The sequence below is a fragment of the Tenacibaculum tangerinum genome, from assembly GCF_029853675.1.
Lineage (GTDB): Bacteria > Bacteroidota > Bacteroidia > Flavobacteriales > Flavobacteriaceae > Polaribacter > Polaribacter tangerinum_A.
Genome location: NZ_CP122539.1, coordinates 1,516,254 through 1,537,508 on the forward strand (window position 1 = coordinate 1,516,254; position 21,255 = coordinate 1,537,508).

The following is a 21,255-nucleotide window of genomic DNA, read 5'->3' on the forward strand; positions in this document are numbered from 1 at the left end:
GATTAATACACTTTCAGACTGAAGGATTTGCATCTTGAATAACAGTTGCTTTTTTTAATAAGCTCAAAAAATGTGGTATTCCATTATTAATGGTGTCGCCAGAATACCTAATTGTGTAGTCTATCCGATTCTATAGTCTCACCCAAAAATTATTTCTAATAAATAATTGTTTCCATTTCATTCAACTAATTTTACTCGAAGAGACAATGGGTCTAAATTCGAAATAATAAAAATAAATCGTAAAGTATTAATTTTACGGTTTTTCTTTACTTTTTTACGGTTTTTCTTCACTTGTTCTTAAATTAAATATCTAATTTTCAAAAACTTTAAAACTTTAAAATTATGCTAAAAAACATTTCAAACTTAGGTTCAACTTTGAACAAAAATGAACAACGATTAATTAACGGAGGTTCTGGCTACGGTACTGTAACCTGTGAAGATGGAGCGACTTTTAGTGCTTCTGCTGAATCCATGGACTCAGTGGTTTCGAGTGGTAATCGTTGGTGCGAAGATCATGGACATGGTGGTGGAAGTACTTATTTTTTTGTAGGCGGAATAGAGTAGCTTCAAATTACTTGACTCGTCCTAGAAAAATCATTACATTTTTTTTAGGACGAGTCAAGTAATTTTAAAAACCACTACATCAACTTTCCAAAGAAAATAGCATTCATCAATAACTTGTTCGTACCAAACCAAAATCCTCTAAAATTGGTATTATCGGTAAAAACAATTACCCTTCCACTACCCAATCGCTCAACTTTAAACGGAACCGTGTTTTTTAAAGCTTTTAAGTTTTCTTTTGAAATATAACCACTTAATAAAGGACTGTTCGTATACTGAATCGGATTGTTATAACTCTTCGCATCGGGTTGTATAAACTGCTTTGTATTTCTAAACAAGGCTATTTTGTCGTTTTTATATCCGAAATTTATAGGGTGAGAACGATCGAGTTTTGCTTCAAAAATAGCCCCTCCTATTACTTGCGCTCCCGATTGCAACGAACGGTTTTCAAAAGATACATTTTGCACAGAATCTATTTTTGTCTTATTAAACTTTAAGTTGATAAATCCTTTGTTAGACAACCAACTCACCGCATTTCGATATCCGATTAACACCCCACCGTTGCGTACCCATATTTTTAGTTTCTCTACTAAATTTTTATCTAGAGCGCGACTATTCGGAATAATAATGGTGGTATAGGTTTCGAGATTTATTCTCGAAGCATAATCCGTATCTAGCTTTGTAATTTTCATATCGTAACGCTGGTCAAACAAATGCCAAATTTCGCCAGCATCGTAACTTGTGATTCCTCTACCCACCAACATGGCTACTTTTTGAGGCTTTATAGCTTCAAAATTTCTACTTCCCAAATCAATTCCTTCATTCAGTCCTGTAGATACCCCTTTAATTTCTATATGATTTTCATTGGCTACTTTTCCTAAAAAATCGAATAATTCACTTCCGTTTAACTTTTGATTTTGCGCTGGAATAAAGATAGTTCCGTAGTCGTACGAATTACCATCGTTTGCAAACTTTTTCATCGCTACTTTTGCTCGTAGTCCTTTTTCTAAAATGACATTTAAAGCTTTTGGAGTGTAGTATTCATTCCAAGGAAATAAGTAGCCTACACTACTTTTTTGTTGAATAGTTCCTTGCCTAGGTTGTATTTTAGCAACCTCAACACCTGCTTTAGACAACGATACATTATCCGCAAAATCAACTCCGAATGCATAGTTGAATGTCCACGCAGACACATCGTAAAACAAGCTGTCTTTAAAGCTAGTTCGCACGTCAAACATCGCTTGTACCAATCGGTGATTTTTTTGATTCATCGGCACTACGTAACTATAGCCTTTTTTGAATTGTGTACCGTTTGATGTCACATCTTCTTTTAACTCATGAATTTTTATGTGATGACGTTGTAAAACCGCTGCCAAATGATTTGTTTTTGCTGCATCTTTTTCATCACCAAACACTATCACTTTATTTGTTACCGAATTCCTAGAATTTGTATAAAAATCTTGCTGATACTGTAAGATTTTTGTTCGCATATTGTGAGCAGCTTCTAGGGTTGATAGTGCCGCTGTAAACTGATTTCGGATGGCAAACGGAAACGTTAAAATTCCATTTTCACTCTCTTGAGCATGCCCACGAGAACTCCCTTGTTCAAACAAAATGCCGATACCTCCATTAATATCTGGAAATGTAGAGCCTTTTCCGTAGTAAAAATCATCGAAGCTTTCTTCTGAATAATAGGTTGAACCAATTTTATCGAAGGCCTTGGCGTGATAAGTAGCAATCTCTTTGGTTAATTCTTGATTCATTTTTGGCGTTAACGGATTGGTTCTGTTGGGAATTCCTGGTTGAAAAAAGAAGGTGGAATTCGTGCCCATTTCATGATGATCGGTTAAAATATTAGGCAACCATTGATGAAAAGTTTCAATTCTTGCCTTGCTTTCTGGTAATTGAACAGGCAACCAATCACGATTCATATCAAACCAATAATGGTTGGTTCTGCCTCCTGGCCAAACCTCATGGTATTCTCTATCGTTCGGGTCTGGATTTATATGACTCGCTTTATTCGTGTTTGCCCAATAGGCAAAACGTTGCAATCCGTCAGGGTTTAGAGAAGGGTCAAACAAAATTATGGTGTTACGCAATAACTTCTCTATTTTTGGGCCTTCAGCAGCTGCTAAATAATATGCTGCTGCCAATGCTGCATTCGAACCGCTTGCTTCATTACCATGAATCGAAAATCCTTGATACACCACTATCGGACTATCCATTACTACAACGGAAGCATCGTTGGTTGCTTCGATATGTTTTTTTCGTATAGCTTCTAAATTTTGATGATTGTTAGCCGAAGTAATGGTTAGCAACAGCAAAGGCCTCCCTTCATAGGTTGTTCCTCTGTTTTCAAGTACCACTCTATCTGAAGCATCAGCAAGTGCTTTCATGTATGTTACCAACTTGTCATGTGTTACATGCCACTCCCCCACTTCATGCCCTAAAACTGATTTTGGTGTAGGGATGTTTTGATTGTAAGAAACATCTTTTGGCAAGTAATAACTCAAATCGATGTTTTGAGCTGTTAATGTCGCGCTGACAAATAGTAGAGATAGTACTAAGTTTTTCATTATTTTTTTGGTTTCGTTTGTGGTTCAGTATAAAATTGAGTAATTCATCAAATTTAACAGACAAAATCCCACACCAACTGCGGGACTTATCTTATCTTCAATCTTTATTCTCAACTATCCTTCTTTTTTATATTTAATCGAACACCCTATGGCTCTGGTATCTGTTTTCGTTGGTTTTTCTCCTTGTAATAAAGCATCTACTGCGTTTTCTACAAAACGTTCTTTTACCGTTGCTTCATTGCGCGAACTATCGTCAATAGCCCCGATATAAGCTACCATTAGTTTCTCGTTTTCTTTCTGTAGAATATATACATGAGGCGTTTTCGTTGCTCCGTATTTCGGATATACTCGCTGGCCTTCGTCAAACAAATAAGGAAAAGTAAATCCTTTTTCTTTAGCACGTACTTTCATTGCTTCAAAACTATCTCCTTTGGACACTTCAGGGTCATTCGGATTGATAGCGATTACTGGATATCCTTTTGTTTTGTATTTTTTATCCAACGCAATTAAGCGATCTTCATTGGCTACTGAGTATGGACACATATTGCAGGTGAATACTACAATAAAGCCTTTGGCATCTGGGAAGTCAGCCAAAGAAACCATGGTATCATCGATGTTTTTTAAAGAAAAATCTGAAGCCTCGTCTCCTACTTTATATCCTGTAGAACTAGTGTTGGTAAATGCGAAAGCCGTTGCAACGATCACTAACATGAGTAATATTCTAGCTATTTTCATATTTGTTTAGTTTAAAAAGGTTTGTAATTCGTTTTGTAGTTCTTCATAGCTAAAAGTTCGTTCGTAAAACTTTCTCTTTTGTTTGTTGTAAATTAAGGTTGCCGGAATCGCTCCTGACCATTTTTCTGAAATATCTCGAATCCAAAATTGTTCGTTAGCATCTTCAAAATGAAGCACTTTAGATTGCAACTTTTTCTTTTTTATAAACGGAATCAAATTTGTTTCTACTTGCTTCGCAAAATCTAAATTTACCAAAACAACCTCAACTTTCTTGTTTTTATATGCTTGTTGAATTTTTTCAAAAGCTGGTAACTCCTTTACACAAGGTAGGCACCAAGTAGCCCAGAAATTAACTACATACGTTGTATCGTTGTTTTGATGTAAAAATGGTTTGAGCTCTTCGTAATTTAAGGTAGTTATGTTAGATGTATTCGTAACCTGAGCCTTGGTTATTACACTACTGAAAAGAGTGGTAAATAGAGCTACGAGCAGGAATGTACTTCTAAACATATTCAAACGATTTATCTCAAAATTAACGGTTTCTCTTTTTAAAATGATAGAATTAACTAAATATTAACAAGAAAAAAGCTCGGAAAATATGTTTCCGAGCCTTAGTATTATTATTGTATTGTGTGGACTAACTAAAGATATCATTGAGTAATTTTGCCAAACGCAATCCTCCTTTTTGTAATTGTTCTCTTACTACTGGAAAGTACACATACGAATATCGATATCTTAAATTCTCGCCTACCTCAACAGATGAGTACACTCCTTTGGTAATTTTGTGCGTGTCGTGCAGCCAGTCTACAACCGTACCTTGTTGAATATAGTTGATTTGCTCTTTCGACAGGTCTTTGGCATTGCAAGCAAGTTCTACATAACTCATGTCCCACTTATCAATGATATCCTCATCCCAAACTCTGTGCAAATTAGAACCTTTTCCGTGCCACTGAACCTGAATCGTATTACCTCCTTTGTCTTCTTTTTGTCCAACATGCATCGGTTGGTGTAAGTCTCCCACCAAGTGCACCAACATTTTCAAGTAAAAACGCTTGTCTTCGATTGAGCTATTTTCATCCTTCAATACTTTTATACAATAGGTTATTCCTGTTACCATATCGCCATCAGGATTTTTCTCAGTATCTTCGTAACGGGCATCTAAAGGCATATTCACGTAGTGCCACGTATAAAACTTTCCGTATTTTTTTCTGTCAGATTTTATTTCATCCGCATAAGTAGATACAAATGCTAAACTCTCCCCTTGCAATAACTTTTCTATTTTCTTTTTGGCTCTTTTTGTTAAATGTTGCTCTGCAATTTTACCTGTAGTTCGATGACCAGTAGGTCCCCAAACATCTTCACTGTTAGCTATGGATGATACACTTACCAATAAAGCGGCCAATACTATTAAAAATTTTGTCTTCATGAATCGTTTAAATTAAAATCGGAAGCTAAATTATAAAAATAAATCTTCAAAAATTTGCAATTGATAAATTTTATTTTATATCTTTATGATATCAATTTAATATCAATTTAACTCAACAAATATGAAAGCAGAAAAAATTATCAAACCAGCAAACGGGTATGTAATGTTTTTTATCGTACTTATTCTTTTTATTGGCGGTATCGCACTTGCCATAAACACTGAAAACCCTATCTTCATTCTCATTACGATCATCGCTTTTATCTTATCCTTAGGTTTTATTTTGGTGAACCCTAATTCTTCTAAAGTGTTGTTATTCTTCGGAAAATATGTCGGTACCGTTAAGCAAAACGGTTTGTTTTGGGCGAATCCTTTATACAAAAAGAAAACTATTTCTTTAAGAGCTAGTAATTTTGATAGCGAGCGTTTGAAAGTGAACGATAAGCTCGGAAACCCTGTAATGATTTCTACTATTTTGGTATGGAGGGTTACCGAAACCTACAAAGCTGCTTTCGATGTAGATAACTATGAGAATTTTGTTCGCGTACAAACAGATGCTGCTGTACGTAAACTAGCAAGCATGTATCCGTATGACAATTTTGCGGACGAAGGGCATGAGGAGGATATTACCCTACGCTCAAGTGTAAATGAAGTAAGCGAGGCTTTAGAAAAAGAATTAGAAGAACGCTTGGCTATTGCAGGTATCGAGGTGTTAGAAGCTCGCATTGGGTATTTAGCCTATGCGCAAGAAATTGCCAGCGCTATGTTAAAACGCCAGCAAGCTACCGCTATTGTTGCTGCTCGACATAAAATTGTACAGGGTGCTGTTGATATGGTAGATATGGCTTTAGAAGAATTGAGTAAAAAAGAAATTATAGAACTCGACGAAGAACGCAAAGCAGCCATGGTTAGTAACTTATTAGTTATTTTATGTGGAGACAAAGAAGCTTCACCTGTAGTAAATGCTGGGACTTTGAATCATTAAACTATTTATTTGCCCTATGAAAGAATATAAGATTATACATAGAAAATTTAGTTGGTCTAACGGAAGACAAAAATTTGAAGATGAAATTAACAATTATGCAAAACAAGGCTGGCATGTAGCGAGTACCTACCATGTGAGTGACGGCAATATTGAACTTATTTTAGAAAGAGATAAAAACCGATAATATGAAAATTTTTAAAGAAGAACAGCGGTTTACACAATGGTGGCTGTGGATTTTACTCATAACCATTAACGGATTATTCTTGTACGGAACATACCAACAACTATTTTTAAAAATTCCTTATGGTGATAATCCAATGCCAAATAGTATGCTAATAATCACCACATTGGTACTGCTATGTTTTACAAGTTTTTTTTACTTTACAAAACTGGAAACAAGAATCGATGAACATGGTATACATTACAGGTTTTACCCTATTAACTTGAATTACAAAAAAATTCCTTGGAAAGATATAAATGAAGTTAACGTAATTAAATATAGACCTATTACTGATTACGGTGGTTGGGGTATTAAAGGAAATGCAGTAAATGTAAAAGGAAATATTGGAATTAAAATCTATACAAAAGACAACAAAAACAAACTCATAGGAACTCAAAAAGAAAACGAAGCAAGAAGCGTTTTAGAAACCTATAAATTGAAAAAACAATGATTCGTGTAATAACCTTTTTACTTATATACGTCATCTGCTTCATCAACTCATTTGGGCAAGTAACAGCAGAAGAAATTGTCATAAAGAACAACCAAATAGAACTACCAGGTACGCTAAGCTATACCCAAAAAAATAGTCCGTTATTAATCTGGGTACACGGATCTGGAAATGTCGACAGAAACGGAAACCAAGCCCCTTTAGTTAAAGCTAATTATATACAACAATTTAGAAATGCTGTAAACCAGCACCATTTGGCTTTTTTTAGTTACGATAAAAGAACTGCAAACCCTAAAAACAACGAGTATTTGAAAGGAACACTTTTTGAAGATTTTGTGGCAGACACCAAAAAAGTAGTAAGCTATTTTAAAGACAACCATCAATTTTCAGAGCTTATTCTTGTCGGACACAGTCAAGGCTCGCTAGTAGCCATGTTAGCATCTGAAAAAGCAACGAAATACGTTTCTTTAGCTGGCCCCGCAAATACCATTGACTCTCTTATTGTTAAACAACTAAAAAAACAAGCTCCTTTTTTAGAAACGGCTCTAAACGCTCATTTTAAAGAATTAAAAGAAACAGATACTATTAAAGAGGTAAACCCTTTATTTATGAGCATTTTATCTCCTGAAAACCTACCATTCATCAAATCTTGGATGCACTACAACCCTTCCGAAGAAATAAAAAAAATTACCCTTCCTACCTTAATAATTAACGGAACTAAAGATTTACAAGTAGCCGTAGAAGACGCTGAATTATTGCACAAAGCCAATCCGAACGCAACATTGGTCGTTATTAACAACATGAATCACGTATTAAAGCACATAACTAAAAACGAAGACAATCAAAACTCATACCTGTCACCAGACTATCCGGTATCAGAAAAATTAATAAAATCTATTGTTAACTTTGCGAAACAATAATTATGGCAAAAAAGAAAGCATTTGCACTCCGCATTAATGAAGATATGTTGAAAGCCATTGAAAAATGGGCTTCTGATGAATTTCGATCGACCAATGGTCAGATTGAATGGATGCTAATGCAAACTCTGAAGGAAGCCCAAAGAGCACCCAAAAAGAAAGAGGAATAACAAATCTTAAGAACTTGTTAAAAAGAACGCCCTATTTTATAGAGCGTTTTCTATTTTGTACATTGTACGTTTTAAACTACAATGAATCATCCCTTATGAAAAAACTTTGTTACCTGCTGTTTATTACCTTCTCTTGTGCTACTTTTTCTCAAGAGTTTTCAATGGACTTAGTTAAAAACATGAAGCCTCGAAACATTGGTCCTGGAGGTATGAGCGGACGTGTAACTGCGATTGACGTGGTAACGTCTAATCCTGATATTATGTTTGTGGGTACTGCCTCTGGCGGAATTTGGAAATCTACCTCAGGGGGAATAAAATGGGAGCCGATTTTCGACAAGGAAGTAACTGCTTCTATCGGTGCCATAGCCATACAACAATCAAACCCTAGCGTAGTTTGGGCAGGAACCGGAGAAGGAAACCCTCGTAACAGTTTAAATGGTGGTTACGGAATTTTCAAATCGCTAGATGGCGGTCGATCATGGAAATCAATGGGATTGGAAAAAACACGTCACATACACCGTGTGGTGATACACCCAGATAACCCAGATATTGTGTATGTAGGCGCTATCGGTTCTCCTTGGGGAGCACATAAAGAACGAGGTGTGTACAAAACTACCGACGGCGGAAAAACTTGGAAACAAATTTTATTCAACAACGATAAAACAGGGGCTGCCGATTTAATCATGGACCCATCGAACCCAAACAAGCTCATAGCCGCCATGTGGGAACACAAACGCGACCCTTGGTTTTTCAAATCGGGTGGCGAAGGAAGTGGTTTGTATATTACCCATGATGGTGGAGAAAACTGGAAGAAAATTACCGATAAAGAAGGTTTTCCTAAAGGTGAATTAGGTAGAATTGGAGTCGCCATTGCTCCTTCCAATCCCAATACTGTATATGCTTTAGTAGAAGCTAAAAAAAATGCCTTGTACAAAAGTGAAGACGGTGGCTTTTCTTGGAAAAAAATCAATGATAAAAGTGGTATCGGAAATCGACCTTTTTATTATTCAGAAATTTATGTAGACCCTACCAACGAACACAAACTATATACGGTTTTTACCTATGTAAATGTTTCTATTGACGGAGGTAAAAACTTTGAAGAACTCATGCCTGCTTACGGTGTTGACAACGGAGTACATCCTGACCATCACGCATGGTGGATTCACCCCAACAATGGAAACTTTATGATTGATGGAAACGATGGTGGAATGAATGTGACCAAAGACGGTGGTAAAACCTGGCGCTTTATTGGTAACTTACCTGTAGCACAATTCTACCATATAAATGTAGATAATGAATTTCCGTACAATGTGTATGGAGGAATGCAAGACAATGGTTCTTGGCGTGGACCTGCCTATGTGTGGAAAGCGCAAGGAATTCGAAATTCGTATTGGCAAGAAATTAGTTTTGGTGATGGTTTTGATGTCGTACCCGATAAAGACGATTCACGCTACGGTTGGACTATGAGTCAACAAGGCTACGTATCTCGTTACGATTACCAAACAGGAAACAATTATACCGTGCGTCCAACACACCCCGATGCCAACGTTAAATTACGTTTTAACTGGAATGCCGCCATTAATATCGATCCCTTTGATAACAGCACTTTATACTTCGGAAGCCAGTTTGTACACAAATCAACCGACAAGGGATTAACATGGAGCGTTATTTCTCCAGACTTAACGACCAACGACCCCAATAAACTTAAACAATCGGAAAGTGGCGGACTCACCATGGATGCTACCGGAGCAGAAAATCACTGTACTATTCTGGTGATTGAACCCTCTCCGTTAGAAAAAGATATGCTATGGGTTGCTACCGATGACGGACAAGTACATATTACCAAAAATGGAGGCGCTACTTGGACCAATATTGCAAAAAACCTAAAAGGCTTACCGGAAAATAGTTGGATCACGCAAATAAAAGCATCCAATAAAAACAAAGGAGAAGCTTTACTGGTTGCGAACGATTATCGTCGTTTTAACTACACACCCTACGCCTATCGAACCACAGATTACGGAAAAACATGGGAGCGTATTGTTCATGAAAGTGATGCAAAAAGCTTTACTCTATGTATAGTAGAAGATCCTATTGAACCGAATTTACTGTTTTTAGGAACGGATGATGGGTTATATATTTCTTTAAATGCAGGAGAAAAATGGACCAAATGGACGGAAGGTTTCCCCACCGTTCCTGTAAAAGACTTGGTAATTCACCCAAGAGAACACGATTTAGTGATAGGTACTTTTGGTAGAGCAGCGTGGGTATTGGATGATATTCGTCCGCTAAGAGCCTTGGCGAAAAACAAAAACATTCTTACTAAAAATATTCAGCTATTTACGCCACCAACGGGCTACCAAGCCGCATATCAGCAACCCACAGGTAGCCGATTTGGTGCTGATGCGATGTATAATGGCACTAACAGAAGTCGTGGTGCTTTGGTACAGTTTTATGTAAACAAACCAAAATCAGCAAAAAACATTGATGAAAAAGACAAAAAATCGGATGTAAAAGAAGACGAAAACATCGTAAAATGGGACTCGATTAAATTTGAAATTTTTGATGGTAATAGACTTATTAGAACCCTTAAAAGAAAAACTCCTGAAGAAAATGGAATTCATAAAGCTGTATGGTTTATGGATGAAAAAGGTGTAGCACGACCTTCGAGAACCATTAGAAAACAAAAAAGAGAACCCAGTGGTGTTCGAGTAAAGCCCGGAATGTACACGATAAAAGCTACGTTTGGAGATCAAACATCAACACAAAACATTACGGTGAAGTTTGACCCAAGACTTCGTATCTCTCAAGAAGCTATCGACCAAAAATATGCCGCAGCAAAAGACTTGGAAACACACCAAAAGATTGTAGCAGATGCCGTGCAACAGCTAGTAGAGAGTAAAAATATTGCAACCGATTTCAAACAAAAATTAACAAAAAAAGACAAAAAAAGATATAAAGAATCTATAAAGCATTCTGAGGATATTGTTAAGAAGATTGACACACTTTTAGCGCTGTACTTAGGAAAAGTAGATAAAAGACAAGGCATTACTCGAAACCCAGAATCAACTGTTATGCAACGCTTCGGAACAGCTAGTAGCTATGTAAATAGTAGGTTTGGAGAACAAACGGCTACAGAAAAACAATTAATCATTCAATTTAAAGAAGCACTACAACCTGCTCTAGAAAAAACCAACGCTTTCTTCGATAAAGACTGGACGACATATAAAGAGCAACTCGAAAAAATAGAGTTATCTCCGTTTAAAGAAATCAAGCAATTTAATTTAGAATAAAAAGCTGAATATAAGACGAACACAATTTTAACAGTCAATTCTTTTCGTAAGAAACTTTAGAACTTTATTTTTGCTGACTCAAAGAGTAAGTCTCCTTTATATATTATATATTTAGGAGGTTTTTAATATAAAAAACTACCACTGTAACAATTATGAAAAAGTTAACTTTATTAACTATCATTTTATTTTCATTAAACAATTTCGCTCAACAATCAATAGCACCAGATCCGACAAAAGAATTGGGAGCATGGTATATGTACAAAGGTTCTCATCAAATTTCTGATAAGTTTAGTTTAAAAAGTATGGTACAATTCCGTTTCTTTGAAATTGGAGACGATATGCAACAATTTATTGTTCGCTTAGGTGGTAATTATAAATTTAGTAAAACTATAAGTGCTGCTGTTGGATATGTTTTTTTAAATACTGATAGAACTTTTAATGTAGATGCAGGTGATTTTAATGAACATCGTATTTATGAAGATCTAAACGTAAAACATAAAATAGCTACTGTAAGCTTTACCCACCGTTTGAGAGGAGAACAACGTTTTTTTGAATCAACCACAGGCAACTTTTTAAGATATCAAATAGCCTTAAGTCAACCTATCAATGAAAAATGGTCCGCTTATTTGTACGATGAAACCTTTTTAGATTTTGAAGGAGAATCGTATAATCAAAATTGGTTAGGAGCTGGTTTTAAATATAAGGTATCTACTACTTTAAAATTACAAGCAGGATATCAATTAATTAATGTAAACGAAATAGGTAACTTTAATAGAATTCTGCTAGGAGTTGCAATTAGTACAAATCATAGAAAATAGAACTCAGTATTATTTCATACTTTAGCAACAAATTATTTTTTTAGATGGAAGCACCTCATTTTACAAACGATGCAATCGTATTTGGTATTTTAATGATTTCGTTAGGTTTTGTGTTTTATACAGAATCGAAAACTTCAGGATTTTGGTATAAATTTTATAAAATAGTTCCTGGGTTATTTATGGCCTATTTTATACCCGCCATCTTTACAACCCTAGGCATTATTGCTCCCGAATGGCAAACTAAGAATACCATCGGAGAAATTGTAGAAAACGAATCACAACTTTATTATGTTGCCAGTCGATTTTTATTACCTGCCGCACTGGTTTTAATGACTCTGAGTATTGACTTAAAAGCCATATTTAATCTGGGTTCAAAAGCATTAATTATGTTTTTTACAGGTACTGTAGGAATCATCATAGGTGGCCCTATAGCAATTTTATTAATTTCTGCATTTTCACCAGAAACTGTTGGAGGTGCTGGGTTTGATGCTGTTTGGAGAGGACTTTCTACCTTAGCAGGAAGCTGGATTGGTGGTGGAGCTAACCAGACTGCCATGCTAGAAATTTATCAATACAATCCTGCTAAATATGGAGGAATGGTATTTGTAGATATTGTAGTTGCCAATATTTGGATGGCCATTTTACTAATAGGTATTGGTAAAAAAGACAAAATTAATAAGTGGCTAAAAGCCGATACCTCAGCGATAGAAGATTTAAAAGAACGCGTATCTGACTTTACCCAAAGCGTAAAAAGAACCCCTACCCTAACCGATTTTATGATTATGTTAGCTATTGCTTTCGGAACTGTTGGTTTTGGGCATTTTGCCGGCGCATATTTAAGCAACGTGTTCTCTTCATTAACTGCAAATATAGCATCTCAAACCTGGAGAAATATCTTTTCTTTTTTAGGCTCTAGTTTCTTTTGGTTGATTAGTATATCGACTATTGTTGCTATTATCTTATCTTTTACAAAAGCAAAAAATTATGAAGGTGCAGGCGCCAGTAAAGTAGGAAGTATTTTTATTTATGTCTTGGTCGCAACCATAGGAATGAAAATGGATTTAACCTTAATTTTTGAAAATGTGAATCTAATTTTCATTGGTTTGGTTTGGATGTCAATTCATGCCGGATTGTTAATTTTAGTAGCTAAATTAATCCGTGCTCCGTACTTTTTCTTAGCAGTAGGTAGCCAAGCCAATGTTGGGGGTGCTGCATCTGCCCCAATTGTAGCACAAGCTTTTCATCCTTCCTTAGCAACTGTAGGTGTTTTATTGGCTGTTTTTGGTTATGCCATAGGTACTATCGGTGCGATTGTGTGTACAATTTTAATGGAAATTGCCTCTAAAGTTTAGGAGAAATCTGCATATTTGCACCAGATAAATTTTGAATTCAATGAAGAAAATTATTGCGCTTTTCGCAATTGCACTTATTGCGGTTGCTTGCTCCTCTAAAAAAGAGGGAAATATGATTGTAAAAGGTCAAATTAAAGGATTAAAAAAAGGTACTTTATACCTTCAAAAAATGAAGGATACGTTATTAGTGCCCGTCGACTCTATGTCTTTATTAGCTGATGACAAATTTATACTAACTGATAACGTAGAGTCTCCTGTAATGTATTACTTGACTTTTGATGGCAATACCACCGATAAACACATTATGTTTTTTGGAGAAGAAGGAAAAATTACTATAAATGATAATGTTGAAGAATTTGGTTTTAAACCTGAAATAATAGGTTCTAAAAATCAGGAGGTAATAGATAACTACCGTAAAATAAATAAAAAATTTACAGACCAACGCTTAGATTTTATTAAGAAAGTGGTTGAAGCACGTCAGGCTCAAGACGAAGAACTCTTGAAGGAATTAGAAGCTGATTATAACAAAATGATACGTCGCCGTTTCTTATTTTCAGCAAACTTTGCTATTACCAATGCCGATAGTGAAGCGGCTCCTTATATTGCTTTATCTGAATTATACGATGCTAATATTAAACTTTTAGATACGATTAATAACAGTTTAACACCCAAGGTTAAAAACTCTGAATACGGTAAACGTTTACAAAAATTTGTAGATGAAATAAAAGCTAAAGAAGAAAAACAATAGTTTTTCTTTGTAAAAAACCAAAAGCTCATTCAATTTGAATGAGCTTTTGGTTTTTTATAACTTATTGAACTTTAAAAGACAGTACAGGTAACTTGCTATGATTAGCAATGTCTTCAGAAATACTTCCTTCAAAAAAGTGTGTAATGCCCTTTCTGCCGTGAGTAGCTACGACTAAAATATCTGAGTTTTCTTTATTGGCATAATAAAATACTCCCTTTTCTACAGAATAATCAGAAACCATTTTTACTTTAGGAATACTATCTTGATGTTTTTCATCGGTTTGATTGAAAAAATGCATCATTCTATCTTCTAGCTCCTTCGAACTTTTAAATTTAGAATTTGGAGTGCTTACATACAGTATTTCTATTTTTGCATCTAAATTTTTAAAGAATTTTTTAGCTTTCATGTAGGGCTCTACATCTTCGTCAGAAAAATCACACGCAAACAATACTTTTTCTATTTTACTTGCTATGGGCTCCTCCTTAATTACCAGCACAGGTACGTGTGCATGACGAATTACTTTTTCGGTGTTAGAACCAACGAGTATTTCTTTGACTCCTCCTACCCCTTTTGAACCCATAATGATTAAATCAGCCTCTTCATTTTTGGCTAAATCATCTAATTCACTAAAAATTTTAAAATGTTTGATAATTGGAGTTACTTTTACATCTGATAAATACTCTTTTTGTAAAAATTCATTAAATCTTTTCTCTGCTAATTTCAGGTAAAATACCATTTCTTGTTGTACAGCACTTTCAGATTGACTAATTACTGCATTCGATAACTCTAGCATGTGTACCGCTAACACTTCTGCTTCTTTTTGTTTGGCTAAGAAAGCAGCTGTTCTTAAAGCATTTTCAGAGTACTCAGAGAAATCAACAGGGACAATAATTTTTTTCATCATTTATTTTATTGTTTTAGGGGTTTAACATTATATTATAAAGTTAGCTAAACTTTACCAGTTATACCATGACAATTATCATTATTTTTAATGACAACCTTGCGTTGCGTTATGAAAGTCGGTAACAGGAACTGGAGATACATAAGGAATACCCAATCCTAAACCTCTCAAAATAAACAATATACCTATAACAACAACTACATAAGGTATGGCTTGCTGAACTCTTTTTCGTATGAAACCATTTGCAAAATTACCTACGTATACAACAGCGGTCATTAAGGGTATGGTTCCTAATCCGAAGAGAAACATATAAAAACTTCCCGACAACATACTGGTAGTGGTTAATGCGCCAAAAACAGCCATATACACCAATCCGCAAGGTAAAAAACCATTTAAAAAGCCAATGGTAAAAAACGTATCGTTTCCTTTTTTTCTCAACTCTTTTCCCAAGGAAGATTTCACCTTCATTACGAGCCTATTCATTGGGTTTGAAAAGTTGTACTTCTGAAAGGTTTTGGGTACAAGGATTGCTAAAATCATCAACACTCCCACGATAATTGAAAGTTGTTGTTGAAATCCGAAGAAATAAAATCCTTTTCCTAGCAAACCAAATAAAAAACCTATTAAACTATAGGTAAATAAACGTCCTAAATGATAACTTGTAATTTGAAAAAACTGCGTTACTTTATTTCTTCTATCTACTGGTAACATAAAGGCAATCGGGCCGCACATACCAATACAATGGAAGCTTCCTAATAAACCAAATATGATTGCTGAAAGAAACATTAGTACATCAACTCTTTCTGAAATAAATAATCTTTATTTTTGTAGTTCCAAGAAACAGTTATGTTCCAACGACCACCTAACAAACGTTTCTCAGGCACGAGCAAATATGTTTCAGAAATCGAAATAGGCATTTCGAAATCTAATTGTTTATCAGATGGTCTGTATAGGAACACTTTTCCATTTATATCTTTAGGATTAAAGTCCGTTGGAAAATGGACTTTAATTCCTTCAGTTACTTTTTCTAATTTGATGTTTTCTTTTAATGCTTTTGCGTTTTTAGTAGCATCTAATTTGTTCTGAAACTCTAATTCTTGTTGATAGTATTTTTCTGTTACCAAATCGTGATTGTAGTTTTTACCTGTACTCATTGCTACTACAAAATACATGATAAAGCCTATAAAGCCTATAATTGCTATTACTATACCCGTGCCCCAGTTTAGTTTCATTTTATTTAATTTTAGTCTTTAACTTTTAGTCTTTAGTTAGAATACAAACTAAAAACTACCAACGTATTGACTTGGTTATCTATAACTCCTTGGTCCTAAAAAATTGGTTGTGGTGGTTTCAATAAGTTTGTCGCCGCTATACACCCCAATCTCTAGGTTTACTTTTTCTTTTTTCATTTCCGATTGATGCATTTCTATAAATAGGGTACCTTCTGCTAATCCTTGTTTAGGAACTTCAAAATTTTGATGCGTTACTGTTTCAATCTTTCCTTTGTGAGATAGTAATTTATAACTCACATTTTCTATTTGTTTCGTGGTTTTATTTACTACTTTAAACGTGTAAATATTACTAATAATTCCGTTTTCTTTATGCTGATACAACTGACCTGGTAGTCTTAAAATTGTTGCTTCTACATCATTTCTTAAAAATAGCATTCCTATTAAAACTCCTACTAAAATGACTAATACTGCTGAGTATCCTTTCATCCTAGCCGTAAACTTAAAAGGCGTTTTCTTAACAATATTTGCTTCACTTGCATAGCGAATTAAACCTGTTGGCAATCCTACCTTTTCCATCATCTGATCACATTCATCGATACAAGCTGTACAGTTCACGCACTCTAATTGCGTACCGTTTCGAATGTCTATTCCTGTAGGACATACATGTACACATTGAAAACAATCTATACAATCTCCTTTTCCTGTTGTTGCTCTGTCTTCGTTTTTTCTAAACTTTCCTCTACCTGTTTTTCCTTCTCCTCTTACATGGTCATAGGCTACGTTAATCGTTTTGTTGTCTAATAACACTCCCTGCAATCTACCATAAGGACAAGCAATGATACATACTTGTTCTCTAAACCATGCAAACACAAAATAGAAGACTCCTGTAAATATTAGCAGTGATATTAATGTACTGAGATGATCTGATGGGTTGCCTGTTATATAACTTATTAATTTGTCTCCTCCGATTAAATAGGCCAAGAAAACATTTGCTATGATGAACGAGATGATAAAAAAGACTATCCATTTTAAGACCCTTTTTCTAATCTTTTCGGCATTCCAAGGCTGCTTTGCTAGTCGAATTTGTTTTCCTCTATCTCCTTCAATAAAGTATTCAATTTTTCTAAACACCATTTCCATAAAAATGGTTTGCGGACAAATCCATCCACAGAAAATCCGACCAAATACAACGGTAAATAGGATGATAAACACCACTCCTATAATCATTGAAATTACCATTAGATGAAAATCTTGTGGCCAGAAAGGAAATCCGAAAATAGAAAACTTACGTTCTAGAACATTGAAGAGTAAAAACTGATTTCCATTAATTTTTATAAAAGGTGCGGCTAATAAAAAGGCTAATAAAAAATAGCTTACATAGCTTCGGTATTTATAAAATTTTCCGCTAGGTTTTTTTGGAAACACCCAAGCTCTTTTTCCTTCATCGTTTATAGTACCAATACTATCTCTGAATTGTTCGTTCTTGGGTGTTTCCATATCAACTATTAAAAACTAATTTGTAATGAATTGTACCTACTATTGGATACTGTCTTTTAATTGCTCTTCTGTTGTTGGCATAACTACAGCTGGTGCTTCACCGTCTTCTTTATACAACTCTCCTTGCGGTTCTTTTGGTTTTGCTGGTGTAGTTCCTTGTAACGAAATGATATAACTTGCTACTTTTTGAATATCTTTTGGTTTTAGTGTTTTGTTCCAAGCTACCATACCTTTTCCATCTCTTCCTCCATTGGCAATGGTGTTGAAAATATTTTTCATACCTCCACCTAAAATCCAGTATTCATCGGTTAAGTTTGGACCAATACCTCCTCCTCCGTCTGCTACGTGACATGCAGCACAGTTTAGGTTATATACCGCTTTACCTCTACTCAAGTCACTAGCATCAGTTAAAACAGTGGCTGTTTCGGCATCGACAATAGCTTCTTTAGAATTTGATTTATATGCTGCTAACTCTCGTTTTGCTTCTTCAACTGAATGGGCGTATTCCATCTCTTGAGTATCTGCTCCTAGTATATGATATCTTGTTAAATATACGGCGGCAAAAATAATGGTTGCATAGAATAAGTATAGCCACCATGGCGGTAAGTTATTGTCTAACTCTTTAATTCCATCATAATTATGGTCCAAAATTATTTCATCTTCCTCTTCTATGGCTTTCGCTGCCGTCCATTTATTAATAATACTCTTAGCCCAAGCCCAGTTATCAACTTCTTCAGGTTGAATTCCGTCTTTTTCTAATTGAAGTTGCTCTGCCTTTTGTTGTGAAACAATATTTAAAGCTTCTTTTAAAATTATTACTATAATAAGTGCTACCGCAGCTATCCATACCAACGGATGTTCATACAAGCTAAATGGATTTTCGTATGATTTAATTGCAGTAGCAATAGCAAAAAGGGTTACTGCAATAAAAATGATATATGCTATAGATTGAAAATATTTTTTCATCTTTTTTAATTTTACTAATTATCAAATGGTAATTTACTTACACTACTTATATACTCTTTTTTGGCTGTAAACACCCACCAAAACAACACTACGAAAAACGTAAAGAATATGGTTAGCGAAATAATTGGGTATATTTCTATACCTGCAATAGTTTCCATATGGTTTTTTACAAACTTTAACATAATCTCTAATTTTTAGCGCTTAATTGTTTTTCAACGTCTTTTACTTTAATATCGGTACCTAATCTTTGTAAATAAGCAATTAGGGCTACGATCTCTCTATCTTTCATTTCAATGAAAGTTTGTCCGTTTTCTTGAGCATACTTTTTATCTGCTTCGTAATTGGTTGCAAAATCTGGATCGGCATATAAGTTCTCTTGAATTTTAGCTCCTTGTTGTTCCATGCTCGCTTGCGCATTGGCGATATCCTGCTCGGTATAAGGAACTCCTAAGGTTACCATTGCTTTCATTTTGCTTTCGGTATCACTCTTATCTAACTTATTTCTTACAAGCCATTGGTATGCTGGCATGATAGATCCTGGCGAGGTACTTTGTGGGTCGTACATGTGATTTAAGTGCCAACTATCGTTATACTTACCTCCAACTCTTAATAAATCTGGTCCTGTACGTTTAGAACCCCATAAGAATGGATGGTCGTATACAAATTCTCCTGCTTTTGCAAATTCTCCATAACGTTCTACTTCTGATCTAAATGGACGTACCATTTGTGAGTGACATCCTACACATCCTTCACGGATATAGATATCTCGTCCTTCTAATTCTAATGGTGTGTAAGGTTGAACGCTAGTAATAGTAGGTATATTAGATTTTACTAATAATGTAGGTATAATTTGAACAATACCACCAATTAAAATAGCTACTGTAGCATAGATAGTTAATTTAATAGGTCTTCTTTCTAACCACGTGTGCCATCCTTCTTTAGAAGTTCTGTGTTTAGAAACCTTCGTTAATGCTGGTGCTTCTGCTAATTCATCGGTAACGTCGCTACCAGAGCGTACTGTGATAATAATGTTATATACCATTACTAACGCTCCAAGGATGTATAAACTTCCTCCAATGGCACGCATCCAATACATAGGAATGATTTCGTTTACGGTTTCTAAGAAGTTTCCGTAGGTTAATGTTCCGTCTGGATTAAATTGTTTCCACATTGAAGCTTGTACAAATCCAGCTACATACATTGGTAAGGCATACACTATGATACCCAACGTTCCAATCCAGAAATGGAAGTTTGCCAATGCTGTAGAATATAGTTTTGTTTTAAACATTCTTGGTACTAGCCAGTATAGCATACCGAAGGTTAAGAATCCGTTCCATGCTAAGGCACCTACGTGTACGTGTGCGATAATCCAATCACTAAAGTGTGCAATTGCGTTTACATTTTTTAATGATAACATTGGACCTTCGAAAGTTGCCATACCGTATCCTGTAATGGCTACTACCATAAATTTTAATACAGGGTCTACTCGTACTTTATCCCAAGCTCCACGAAGTGTTAACAACCCGTTGATCATACCTCCCCAAGAAGGTGCAATTAACATTACAGAAAATGCTACTCCTAAGTTTTGTGCCCAATCTGGTAGTGATGTATATAATAAGTGGTGTGGTCCTGCCCAAATGTAGATGAATATTAATGACCAGAAGTGTACGATAGATAATCTATATGAATATACGGGTCTGTTTGCTGCTTTAGGCACGAAATAGTACATCAACCCTAAGAAAGGAGTTGTTAAGAAGAATGCTACGGCGTTGTGCCCGTACCACCATTGTACTAATGCGTCTTGAACTCCTGCGTATACTGAATAACTTTTTAAGAAACTTACTGGTAATTCTAAACTATTAAAAATATGTAGTACCGCTACGGTTACAAAAGTTCCTAAATAGAACCAAATGGCTACATATAAGTGACGTTGTCTTCTTTTTAAGATTGTCCAAATCATATTCACACCAAAAGCTACCCAAACTAAAGCAATGGCGATATCGATTGGCCATTCTAACTCGGCATATTCTTTTGATGTGGTAATTCCTAGTGGTAATGTTATAGCTGCTGCAACAATAATTAACTGCCACCCCCAAAAGTTGAAATTACTTAAAAAATCACTCGCCATACGGGCTTTTAACAATCGTTGTAACGAGTAATATACTCCTGCGTATATGGCATTCCCCACGAAAGCAAAAATTACAGCATTCGTGTGTAATGGTCTTAAACGTCCAAAACTTAACCACGAAATACCGTCTGTTAAATTTGGGAATAAAAACATAAAAGCCAATAACAATCCTACTGAGAAACCTACTATTCCCCATAGTAAAGTTGCATAGATGAATTTTTTTACGATTTTATTATCGTAATAAAATTGTTGCATTTCCATAATTTATTTGAATTTAATATCTGTTGT

The 21,255-nt window shown here is 35.2% G+C and carries 21 protein-coding genes; 10 read left to right on the forward strand and 11 right to left on the reverse strand.

The window, feature by feature from the left end:
- The first annotated feature begins 342 nt into the window (after positions 1 to 342).
- Positions 343 to 564, forward strand: a complete 222-nt coding sequence (locus tag P8625_RS06535; protein WP_279652658.1) for a hypothetical protein — start codon at positions 343 to 345, stop codon at positions 562 to 564.
- A gap of 74 nt (positions 565 to 638) precedes the next feature.
- Here P8625_RS06535 and P8625_RS06540 read toward each other — a convergent pair whose 3' ends face one another.
- From P8625_RS06540 to P8625_RS06555, 4 genes are all read right to left on the reverse strand, one after another.
- Complete coding sequence (locus P8625_RS06540) at positions 639 to 3,137, reverse strand: M14 family metallopeptidase (protein ID WP_279652659.1); 2,499 nt, start codon at positions 3,135 to 3,137, stop codon at positions 639 to 641.
- A 114-nt stretch (positions 3,138 to 3,251) separates the two neighbouring features.
- Positions 3,252 to 3,872, reverse strand: coding sequence for a thioredoxin family protein (locus tag P8625_RS06545; RefSeq protein ID WP_279652660.1), 621 nt, complete (start codon positions 3,870 to 3,872; stop codon positions 3,252 to 3,254).
- 6 nt (positions 3,873 to 3,878) lie between these two features.
- Entirely contained in the window at positions 3,879 to 4,382 is a 504-nt protein-coding gene (locus tag P8625_RS06550) for a TlpA family protein disulfide reductase (RefSeq protein WP_279652661.1), read from the reverse strand.
- Positions 4,383 to 4,509: 127 nt separating this feature from the next.
- Positions 4,510 to 5,298, reverse strand: a complete 789-nt coding sequence (locus P8625_RS06555; protein WP_279652662.1) for a S1/P1 nuclease — start codon at positions 5,296 to 5,298, stop codon at positions 4,510 to 4,512.
- A 121-nt stretch (positions 5,299 to 5,419) separates the two neighbouring features.
- On the opposite strand from P8625_RS06555, the gene P8625_RS06560 reads away from it, so the two are divergent.
- From P8625_RS06560 to P8625_RS06600, 9 genes are all read left to right on the forward strand, one after another.
- Positions 5,420 to 6,280, forward strand: coding sequence for an SPFH domain-containing protein (locus tag P8625_RS06560; protein WP_279652663.1), 861 nt, complete (start codon positions 5,420 to 5,422; stop codon positions 6,278 to 6,280).
- A gap of 16 nt (positions 6,281 to 6,296) precedes the next feature.
- Positions 6,297 to 6,464, forward strand: a complete 168-nt coding sequence (locus P8625_RS06565) for a DUF4177 domain-containing protein (RefSeq protein WP_279652664.1) — start codon at positions 6,297 to 6,299, stop codon at positions 6,462 to 6,464.
- Position 6,465: 1 nt separating this feature from the next.
- The gene (locus tag P8625_RS06570) at positions 6,466 to 6,951 is read left to right on the forward strand and encodes a DUF6141 family protein (protein ID WP_279652665.1); all 486 of its coding nucleotides are present in this window, start codon (positions 6,466 to 6,468) and stop codon (positions 6,949 to 6,951) included.
- Entirely contained in the window at positions 6,948 to 7,868 is a 921-nt protein-coding gene (locus tag P8625_RS06575) for an alpha/beta fold hydrolase (RefSeq protein WP_279652666.1), read from the forward strand. The genes P8625_RS06570 and P8625_RS06575 overlap by 4 nt, the downstream gene beginning before the upstream one ends.
- 2 nt (positions 7,869 to 7,870) lie before the next feature.
- Entirely contained in the window at positions 7,871 to 8,035 is a 165-nt protein-coding gene (locus tag P8625_RS06580; RefSeq protein ID WP_279652667.1) for an Arc family DNA binding domain-containing protein, read from the forward strand.
- 95 nt (positions 8,036 to 8,130) lie between these two features.
- Entirely contained in the window at positions 8,131 to 11,325 is a 3,195-nt protein-coding gene (locus P8625_RS06585; protein ID WP_279652668.1) for a WD40/YVTN/BNR-like repeat-containing protein, read from the forward strand.
- 152 nt (positions 11,326 to 11,477) lie between these two features.
- Positions 11,478 to 12,143, forward strand: a complete 666-nt coding sequence (locus tag P8625_RS06590) for a DUF2490 domain-containing protein (protein ID WP_279652669.1) — start codon at positions 11,478 to 11,480, stop codon at positions 12,141 to 12,143.
- A gap of 44 nt (positions 12,144 to 12,187) precedes the next feature.
- Positions 12,188 to 13,495 carry a DUF819 family protein gene (locus tag P8625_RS06595; RefSeq protein WP_279652670.1) on the forward strand — a complete coding sequence of 436 codons (1,308 nt, stop codon included), beginning with the start codon at positions 12,188 to 12,190 and terminating at the stop codon, positions 13,493 to 13,495.
- A 40-nt stretch (positions 13,496 to 13,535) separates the two neighbouring features.
- Positions 13,536 to 14,243: a DUF4369 domain-containing protein gene (locus P8625_RS06600; protein WP_279652671.1), complete on the forward strand. Its 708-nt coding sequence runs from the start codon at positions 13,536 to 13,538 to the stop codon at positions 14,241 to 14,243.
- 61 nt (positions 14,244 to 14,304) lie between these two features.
- Here P8625_RS06600 and P8625_RS06605 read toward each other — a convergent pair whose 3' ends face one another.
- From P8625_RS06605 to ccoN, 7 genes are all read right to left on the reverse strand, one after another.
- Entirely contained in the window at positions 14,305 to 15,147 is an 843-nt protein-coding gene (locus tag P8625_RS06605; RefSeq protein WP_322790512.1) for a universal stress protein, read from the reverse strand.
- An 84-nt stretch (positions 15,148 to 15,231) separates the two neighbouring features.
- A complete protein-coding gene (locus P8625_RS06610; protein ID WP_279652672.1) occupies positions 15,232 to 15,930 on the reverse strand; it encodes a sulfite exporter TauE/SafE family protein in 699 nt (232 codons plus the stop codon).
- Complete coding sequence (locus P8625_RS06615; protein ID WP_279652673.1) at positions 15,930 to 16,376, reverse strand: FixH family protein; 447 nt, start codon at positions 16,374 to 16,376, stop codon at positions 15,930 to 15,932. Before P8625_RS06615 ends, P8625_RS06610 begins: the two co-directional genes overlap by 1 nt.
- A gap of 75 nt (positions 16,377 to 16,451) precedes the next feature.
- Entirely contained in the window at positions 16,452 to 17,873 is a 1,422-nt protein-coding gene (gene ccoG / locus P8625_RS06620) for a cytochrome c oxidase accessory protein CcoG (protein WP_279652674.1), read from the reverse strand.
- Between the two features lie 39 nt (positions 17,874 to 17,912).
- Positions 17,913 to 18,839 (reverse strand): cbb3-type cytochrome c oxidase N-terminal domain-containing protein, encoded by a 927-nt coding sequence (locus tag P8625_RS06625; RefSeq protein WP_279652675.1) that lies wholly within the window; start codon positions 18,837 to 18,839, stop codon positions 17,913 to 17,915.
- A gap of 14 nt (positions 18,840 to 18,853) precedes the next feature.
- Entirely contained in the window at positions 18,854 to 19,021 is a 168-nt protein-coding gene (locus tag P8625_RS06630; RefSeq protein ID WP_279652676.1) for a CcoQ/FixQ family Cbb3-type cytochrome c oxidase assembly chaperone, read from the reverse strand.
- Between the two features lie 5 nt (positions 19,022 to 19,026).
- Positions 19,027 to 21,228 carry a cytochrome-c oxidase, cbb3-type subunit I gene (gene ccoN / locus P8625_RS06635; RefSeq protein WP_279652677.1) on the reverse strand — a complete coding sequence of 734 codons (2,202 nt, stop codon included), beginning with the start codon at positions 21,226 to 21,228 and terminating at the stop codon, positions 19,027 to 19,029.
- Positions 21,229 to 21,255: the final 27 nt, after the last annotated feature.

What these genes read in the sequence shown, in the direction of transcription:
- P8625_RS06535 (WP_279652658.1), top strand. Translation starts at nt 343, where the DNA reads ATGCTAAAAAACATTTCAAACTTAGGTTCAACTTTGAACAAAAATGAA.
- P8625_RS06540 (WP_279652659.1), bottom strand. Translation starts at nt 3,137, where the DNA reads ATGAAAAACTTAGTACTATCTCTACTATTTGTCAGCGCGACATTAACA.
- P8625_RS06545 (WP_279652660.1), bottom strand. Translation starts at nt 3,872, where the DNA reads ATGAAAATAGCTAGAATATTACTCATGTTAGTGATCGTTGCAACGGCT.
- P8625_RS06550 (WP_279652661.1), bottom strand. Translation starts at nt 4,382, where the DNA reads ATGTTTAGAAGTACATTCCTGCTCGTAGCTCTATTTACCACTCTTTTC.
- P8625_RS06555 (WP_279652662.1), bottom strand. Translation starts at nt 5,298, where the DNA reads ATGAAGACAAAATTTTTAATAGTATTGGCCGCTTTATTGGTAAGTGTA.
- P8625_RS06560 (WP_279652663.1), top strand. Translation starts at nt 5,420, where the DNA reads ATGAAAGCAGAAAAAATTATCAAACCAGCAAACGGGTATGTAATGTTT.
- P8625_RS06565 (WP_279652664.1), top strand. Translation starts at nt 6,297, where the DNA reads ATGAAAGAATATAAGATTATACATAGAAAATTTAGTTGGTCTAACGGA.
- P8625_RS06570 (WP_279652665.1), top strand. Translation starts at nt 6,466, where the DNA reads ATGAAAATTTTTAAAGAAGAACAGCGGTTTACACAATGGTGGCTGTGG.
- P8625_RS06575 (WP_279652666.1), top strand. Translation starts at nt 6,948, where the DNA reads ATGATTCGTGTAATAACCTTTTTACTTATATACGTCATCTGCTTCATC.
- P8625_RS06580 (WP_279652667.1), top strand. Translation starts at nt 7,871, where the DNA reads ATGGCAAAAAAGAAAGCATTTGCACTCCGCATTAATGAAGATATGTTG.
- P8625_RS06585 (WP_279652668.1), top strand. Translation starts at nt 8,131, where the DNA reads ATGAAAAAACTTTGTTACCTGCTGTTTATTACCTTCTCTTGTGCTACT.
- P8625_RS06590 (WP_279652669.1), top strand. Translation starts at nt 11,478, where the DNA reads ATGAAAAAGTTAACTTTATTAACTATCATTTTATTTTCATTAAACAAT.
- P8625_RS06595 (WP_279652670.1), top strand. Translation starts at nt 12,188, where the DNA reads ATGGAAGCACCTCATTTTACAAACGATGCAATCGTATTTGGTATTTTA.
- P8625_RS06600 (WP_279652671.1), top strand. Translation starts at nt 13,536, where the DNA reads ATGAAGAAAATTATTGCGCTTTTCGCAATTGCACTTATTGCGGTTGCT.
- P8625_RS06605 (WP_322790512.1), bottom strand. Translation starts at nt 15,147, where the DNA reads ATGATGAAAAAAATTATTGTCCCTGTTGATTTCTCTGAGTACTCTGAA.
- P8625_RS06610 (WP_279652672.1), bottom strand. Translation starts at nt 15,930, where the DNA reads ATGTTTCTTTCAGCAATCATATTTGGTTTATTAGGAAGCTTCCATTGT.
- P8625_RS06615 (WP_279652673.1), bottom strand. Translation starts at nt 16,376, where the DNA reads ATGAAACTAAACTGGGGCACGGGTATAGTAATAGCAATTATAGGCTTT.
- ccoG (WP_279652674.1), bottom strand. Translation starts at nt 17,873, where the DNA reads ATGGAAACACCCAAGAACGAACAATTCAGAGATAGTATTGGTACTATA.
- P8625_RS06625 (WP_279652675.1), bottom strand. Translation starts at nt 18,839, where the DNA reads ATGAAAAAATATTTTCAATCTATAGCATATATCATTTTTATTGCAGTA.
- P8625_RS06630 (WP_279652676.1), bottom strand. Translation starts at nt 19,021, where the DNA reads ATGTTAAAGTTTGTAAAAAACCATATGGAAACTATTGCAGGTATAGAA.
- ccoN (WP_279652677.1), bottom strand. Translation starts at nt 21,228, where the DNA reads ATGGAAATGCAACAATTTTATTACGATAATAAAATCGTAAAAAAATTC.